6 protein-coding genes are annotated in these 6,308 nt (G+C 70.4%); 4 read left to right on the top strand and 2 right to left on the bottom strand.

The window, feature by feature from the left end; all coding sequences use genetic code 11:
- The coding region (gene ssb / locus HY703_06040) for a single-stranded DNA-binding protein (GenBank protein MBI4544732.1) at nt 1-294 on the bottom strand (294 nt) is incomplete at its 3' end.
- A gap of 15 nt (nt 295-309) precedes the next feature.
- On the opposite strand from ssb, the gene HY703_06035 reads away from it, so the two are divergent.
- The 4 genes from HY703_06035 to HY703_06020 all read left to right on the top strand — a co-directional run bounded on the left by HY703_06035 (nt 310) and on the right by HY703_06020 (nt 5,830).
- Nucleotides 310-1,833, top strand: coding sequence for an integrase (locus HY703_06035; protein MBI4544731.1), 1,524 nt, complete (start codon nt 310-312; stop codon nt 1,831-1,833).
- Nucleotides 1,823-4,048, top strand: a complete 2,226-nt coding sequence (locus HY703_06030) for a site-specific integrase (protein ID MBI4544730.1) — start codon at nt 1,823-1,825, stop codon at nt 4,046-4,048. Before HY703_06035 ends, HY703_06030 begins: the two co-directional genes overlap by 11 nt.
- Entirely contained in the window at nt 4,023-4,571 is a 549-nt protein-coding gene (locus HY703_06025; GenBank protein MBI4544729.1) for a hypothetical protein, read from the top strand. The genes HY703_06030 and HY703_06025 overlap by 26 nt, the downstream gene beginning before the upstream one ends.
- 401 nt (nt 4,572-4,972) lie before the next feature.
- Nucleotides 4,973-5,830 carry a hypothetical protein gene (locus HY703_06020; GenBank protein MBI4544728.1) on the top strand — a complete coding sequence of 286 codons (858 nt, stop codon included), beginning with the start codon at nt 4,973-4,975 and terminating at the stop codon, nt 5,828-5,830.
- A 73-nt stretch (nt 5,831-5,903) separates the two neighbouring features.
- Here the strand turns inward: HY703_06020 and HY703_06015 are convergent.
- The coding region (locus HY703_06015) for a hypothetical protein (protein ID MBI4544727.1) at nt 5,904-6,308 on the bottom strand (405 nt) is incomplete at its 5' end.

The following is a 6,308-nucleotide window of genomic DNA, read 5'->3' as shown; positions in this document are numbered from 1 at the left end:
CTTCTCGCCGGCCCCCGTCTCCCAGCTGTCCTGCTGGAGCCGCCCATCGACGGCGACGGCGCGGCCCTTGGTGAGATAGGCCGCCACCGTCTCGGCCTGTTTGCCCCAGGTCGTGATCTCCACGAAGGTCGTCTCCTGCTGCGCCTCGCCGGCCTGGCTCGTCCAGCGGCGGTTGAGCGCCAGGCCCATCTGGCACACGGGGGCGCCCGAGGGCGTGTAGCGAAGCTCGGGATGACGCGTGAGGCGCCCAGACTGAAACCGCCAGAAACAAGGATGGAGGTCTTTGGCCGACAATCTGAGATGTTGTCTATGCGCTACCAGTGCATGGGGCGCACCGCCTGGGGCCGCGTCGTTGAGAGCGGCGGCGTGCCACCCCGCACCGCCCGTCGTGCACGTGCGATCGGCACGGGAGAGGAGGCCATGAACGCCGGCGCCTACCGGTTCGCGCTCAGGCCCGCGGCCGTGGACCACGGGCATCCCGTGCTGGTCTTCGACGGCGGCCACCGCCTCCACCTGCCCCTCACCGTCTTCGTGAAGGACGCTCGCTTCCACGTGTCCCTCTCCACCTCGCTGTCCTACCTGCATGCGCTCCTCCCGTTCTTTGCGTTCGTGGATCGTGAGGCCGGCCACGGCGATGGCCGGCAGTGGGGCGCCCCGCCGGCTGACGTGCGCCGCCTCGTCGAGGCGTACCTGGCGTGTCAGCACCGGTGTCTGGTGCGCCCGCATCGCGCGGGCTTCCAGCTCGTCTCCCTCACGGCAGGCACCCACAGCACCATCCGGGTCTTCCTGTCCGCCCTGAAGCTCTTCTATCGGGTGATGCACGCGCAGGGAGCCTACGCGTTCACCAATCCGCTGCAGGACTCGGTGCGGACCCTCATGACGCGGGCGGAGGAGTCGATCGACGACGACGACGGGTGGCCGCGGATGCCTGAGATCAGCGGGGTCGTCGCACCCCGCCGGCCGCGCCGCCTGTCGGACAGCTACTTCAAGCTCGTCGGGGCGGACTGGGTGCCGCAGGTCGTGGACGACCCCTCGCTGCCGGCGCGCGTGCTCGCGGGCGGCCGCCGCCTCCCCCGCTGGGGGCTCCGCGAGGAGTGCGTGACCCGGCTCCTCTTTGAGTCCGGCGGGCGGGTCTCCGAGGTGACCGGGCTCACGCTCGGCGATTGGCTGCGGCGCGGCCTGCTCCAGGAAGCCACCGCCTTCAGCAAAGGCAGCCACGGCCGCCGCGTGAAGTTCCTCCGTTTCTCCAGCGACACCGCCAAGCTGCTCCGGCGCTACGTCGATGGCGAGCGCCGCCGCCTCGACCCCCGCGGCCTCACGTGCACCGGGCTCCTCGAGCCGGCTGCCCGTCAGCTGCCCGAGGTGCTCGCCGCCCCCGTGTTTCTCAGCGCGCGCCGGACACCGCTCACCCCCAAGCACTACCGGGAGAACGCCTGGAATCCGGCGTGTGCGGCGGCCGCGATCGACGCCGACGTGCATCAGGCCCGGCACTGGTACGTCACCATGGCCGTCCGGCAGATCTACGAGACCGCGACCACGGAGGCCGCGGTCACCCGCCGCCTCCGTGAGCTCATCGAGTACATGAAGTGGCGCCGCGGCGAGCAGACCCTCGCCGCCTACGAGCACTACTTCGACACCGTCCGTCATGCCGAGATCCAGGACCGCGTGCACGCGCGTCTGGACGACGCCCTGCGCGCGGCCCTGGCAGCCCCCCGCCGCCCACGCCCTGCCGACCCCAGCGGGGCGCTGGCCCCCGGCCCCGGGCCCGTCCTGGACGACCCCGAATGGGTCTACCTCCGCCGCTTCAGTGAGGGGGCCGGCGGTGGCGCTTGACGTCCTGCCCCGCCCCTGGGAGCGCCTCGCCGGCACCATCGCGCCCGACGTCCTGCGCGCCCCCCGCACGGCCGGTGATCCGATCACCCCGGGCGCCTGGCCAGACGTCCATGAGCGCCTCATCCGCTATCTGGAACGCAAGGTCGTGGGCCGGCCCTGGGCCGATCAGCTGGCCTTGGCCGCGGCGGTGATGTCGGCACGTCGGCGCGATGCCACCACCGTGCGTCGCGTCGTGCAGGTCGTCCACGGCGGCTTCGGCACGCTCTTCCCGGCGCTGGGCCTGACCACGATGGCCGACTGGCGGGCCGATCACCTCGTCGCGTACCTCAAAGCCGAGGTGCGGCCCCACGACCGCCAGTCCGTTCGAACTGGCTTCTGGCGCTGTTACAACACCACCTCCCGGCTGCTCCGGCGCTGGCTCGCGACCCTCCCCACCGCCGATCGCGGGCCGTACCAGCGCTTTGTCCTCCCCGTCGTGAGCCCCGACCAGGTCGAGGGCCTCATCAAGAGCGCCGAGCTCCAGCGCCAGCAGCGGCTCAACCGAAAGGCCGAAACCGACGCCGTGCTGCCCCAGTTCACCGCCCTCCGGATCGAAGCGCACCTCCGCTACAACCGCCTGCTTCGCCTGCGCCAGGCGTTTCGCGACGCCGCCCGGGCGCTGACACACCCCCACCCACCGTCCTTGCCCGTCACCTTTGCCTACGACGAGGGCGCCGACCCCGAGCACGAGGTCCCGCCGCAGGAACGCCTGCACTTCCGCCTCTGGGACCGGCGGAGCTTCGTCGTGGCGCATGCCGATCACTACCGGCCCGAAACCGTCGCCGATGCGCGCACCGGCCGGGGCCGCCCGTTCTCCGACGCCCGCAACACCGTCTTTCTCGAGTTCCTCCGGGCCGAACGGCTGGTCTCGGACGCGCCCCCGGCAGGACTCTGGTTTGAAGACCTGCTCCGGCGCCGCTTGCTCCATCGCGTCCGGCGCGGAGATCGCTACGAGCAGGACTTCGCCGCCGAGCAGGCCTGGCTGCAAGCCTGGGGCTATGGCCGTGAGGGCGCGCGCCAGCGCATCATCCCCTTCTTCAGCCGCATCCCAGGCCTGTTGGCGTGGTCCAAGGCCAGCGGGGACTCCACGTTCATGCGCGTGGCGCAACGCCACACCGACGGGGTGCTGATCGCCGTGGACTCGCTCGCCGCCGCGGCCACCTTGGGGCTCCTGGGCATCGGCCTCTTCACCACCACCGGCATGCGCATGAACGAACTCATGCAAGTCCGGCTCGCCCCCGACGCCTTCGTCCGCCTCGTCATGCCCGCCCCGCCGGGAGCGCAGGATCCCTCCCCGCGCGTTCGCTACGCGTTCCGGCTGATCCCCAAAGGCGAGCGCACCAACACCCCGCACACCTTCTTCATCGGCCGCGAGACGCTGCGCCTGCTGGTGGCCACCGCCTCGATGCTCGCCGAGCACTACGCCCTGGCCCCCGGCGCCCCCCTCCCGGTCATGCCGTTCAATCCCTTCCACGGCCGCGCGCATCGCTTCGGGCCGGCCTCCTACCTCTTCCAGTACTCCCGTCAGCACCTCTCCGATCTCGGCATCACCGCCTGCATGCGCTTCCTGCTCCACGGCATGGTCTTTCGCACCCGCGACGGCAAGCCCGTCGTCCTCAAGGCCCATCTCCTCCGCCACGCCTTCGCCACCCACGCCGTCCACGTCGAGCAGATCCCCGTCGACATCGTCGGCGAGTGGCTCAAGCAAAAGAACCTGGACGTGACCAACTACTACAGCCAGCCCACGGACTCCATGGTCGCCGAGGCGGCCGATCGCTACCTGGCCCGGATCGCCGCGCACGTCCACGTCGGCGAGGCCGTCCGCCGATCCCCGCAGGAGCTACGCGAGGCCTACGAGGCGGCGCGCGGCAAGGTCGGCACCCTCGCCGAGGTCGTCGGCGGGCACTGCGTGAGCCATGGCTTCTGCGCCGCCAAGTTCGCCTGCGTCGGCTGTGCCGGCAAGGTGCCGGATCCGGCCAAGCGCCACCAGGTCGAACGCCACCGCGCCTGGGCCCAGACCCAGATCGCCCTCGCCGTCGACGACGGCCTCTATCCCGAGGCCGAGCGCATGAAGCAGCTCATCCGCGACTGCGACACCGAGCTCCAGGAGATGGACCAGATCGACGCCTACCGGAGGGACGCCGCCCGTGATGCCCATATCCACATCGCCCCCTGACCGGGAGGCCCCCGCCTGGCTCCACGCCCACGTCTACGCGCCGCGGCGCCAGCGCACGCTCGAGCACGTCCGCCAGGCGGTCGATGCCCTCCTCACGGCCACGCGGGCCGTCTCGCTGGCGTCCATCGCGACGATGTCCAAGGCCCTGGATCCGGCCGGCCGGGGGGTCTCCACCAGCGCCATCCTCGGCAACCCCGACGCGCGCGCGTACTACGAGCGGCACCGCCGCTGGACTCGCCCCCGCGCCGCACGACCGGCGCCGGCACGCGAGCCGACGGGCCCCGCTCGCCCCCGCGTCGACGCCCACCGCGATGTCGCCCGGGCTCGCCAGCGGTATCAGCGATGGACCAAGGCCAGCCTCGTCGAACGCCTCCTCGCCGTCGAGCGCGCCTACGCCGAGCAGGAGGAGCGCTGGCTTCGTGTCAACGACGACCTGCTCACCTGGCGGCTTCGGGCTGAACAGCGCGATGCGCGCCGCCCGCTGGAGCTCGCCGAGGCCTCCGAGCCGAGGCCGCTCCGCTGACGTCTATGCGCTACCATTCCTTAGCCGAGGCCCTGCAATGACGGCCACTTCGCCCTCCTCACGCGCACTGGTTAAAACCAGCAACATCACCAAATTGACGCTGTTCATCGCCTGCTCCCTTCTCGGTGTGTGGGTGTGATCGCTGACGGGCGTGTGCGACTTCACCTCCCTTCGCCCGTGGGTCACCCCCCAACCAGACCCGATCAGATCCAGGCGAGCGGAGCGAGCCGGGAGGAAAACGGAGGCACTGTCTGGTGAATAGGGCGGTCCGCCTGCTGACGAAGGCGACGACCGCCCTGGCCATGGATCGGCCGCCCATTGTATATTCCATCCCGGTGATGACTCACTGCCCGCGCTGTGGAGCTCCTCTTGCCATCCAGCCTGAAGCCAGGGAACTCGGCGTGCGCGCGGAGACGTACGAGGACTGCAGGCGCGTTTGCCCGCGTTGCGATATCGGCCTCAGCAACGCCCCAGACCAGCCCACGTTCATCCGTCGCGACTGGCGAGACGGGCTGTGGAGACCACGCTCGGCCGCCCGGCTCGAAGCGATCGTCCAGCGGTCGCTCAACGAACAGACGCGAGAAAAGAAGCTGCGCCGCCTGGCGAACGAGCGGTCGGAGGACCTTCTCACCTGGAACGTCTTCTCGTGGCTGGAGGAGCGCCAGCTTCTCGGACACGTCGTCCGACGGATCGGACATGCAGAAGGGGCGACCGTCACCCCACAGATCTTCTACTGGGGCGCGAATGATCGGTACGAGTTGGGACTCGATCTTCCGGGATTGCTCAAGCAGGAGTTTAAGGAGCGAGCGGCTAGCTTGAGCGAGCCCGATGTGATGCTGGTGGGGGAATCGGCCCTCGTGCTCATCGAGGCAAAGTTCGACTCACCCAATGACCGGCAGCCCGGCAAGGAGGCCAGCAAGTACATCAACGCGGCATCCGGCTGGTTCCGTGCCAGCGCGGCTGAGGTTGCTGCTGCGGGCTATTACGAGTTGACCCGGAACTGGGCGATCGGCGGGGCGCTGGCAGAGCGGCTCGGCAAGCAATTCACGCTCGTCAATCTTCTCCGCAGGGACGAACAAGGTAAAGTCGACGTTGAGTTCAAGCCCCTGCTGTCGGACAAGGGGCGGTTCGCGGTCCTGAACTGGGAAGACTTGCTGGAAACGGTAGAGCCTGCCTTGCTCCTGCACCTCAAGGACGAGACCCTGTACTTCAACCCCGCGTTTCCATCGGCAGGGCAATCCGCTAGCGGAGGCGGCTGAGGAGCTCGCGCGTGACCGGGGCCGGCGCCGTGCGTTTCACCCTGCACGGCGCCGGCCCCGCCGCCCACGACGGCTATGCCGAGCGCCCGGGCTTGCGCGCCCGGTACGCCGACCAGATCCGCCGCCACTCGGGCCCCGACACCGGGATGCTCGGTATGCGCTGGACCCGGTAGAGGCAGCCGCCGAGCCTAGGCAGGAAGCGGCGGCTCGCGTGCTCGACCTCGGCGAGCAGGACCTGCGCCGGCTGGCGGAGCGGCAGCGCCGCCTCGAGGGCCTGCTTGCGGAGGTGGTAGTGCGACCAGGCGACCCCGGCCTGGTCATGCGCGAGGCCGAGCCCGTAGAGCCGCTTGCCCAGCGCCGCCAGCTCCTCGAGCGACGGGCAGCCGTCGATGGCGCCGACGATGCCCCGGAAGCGCCCCCCCTGGCGGGCCTCCCACGTGTCCCGCGTGCCGGATTCGGGGCATGTGGGGAGCTCGGT

The organism is Gemmatimonadota bacterium (genome assembly GCA_016209965.1).
Lineage (GTDB): Bacteria > Gemmatimonadota > Gemmatimonadetes > Longimicrobiales > RSA9 > JACQVE01.
The sequence above is the reverse complement of the archived record's forward strand: the minus strand, read 5'-3'. Positions and strand labels throughout refer to the sequence as shown.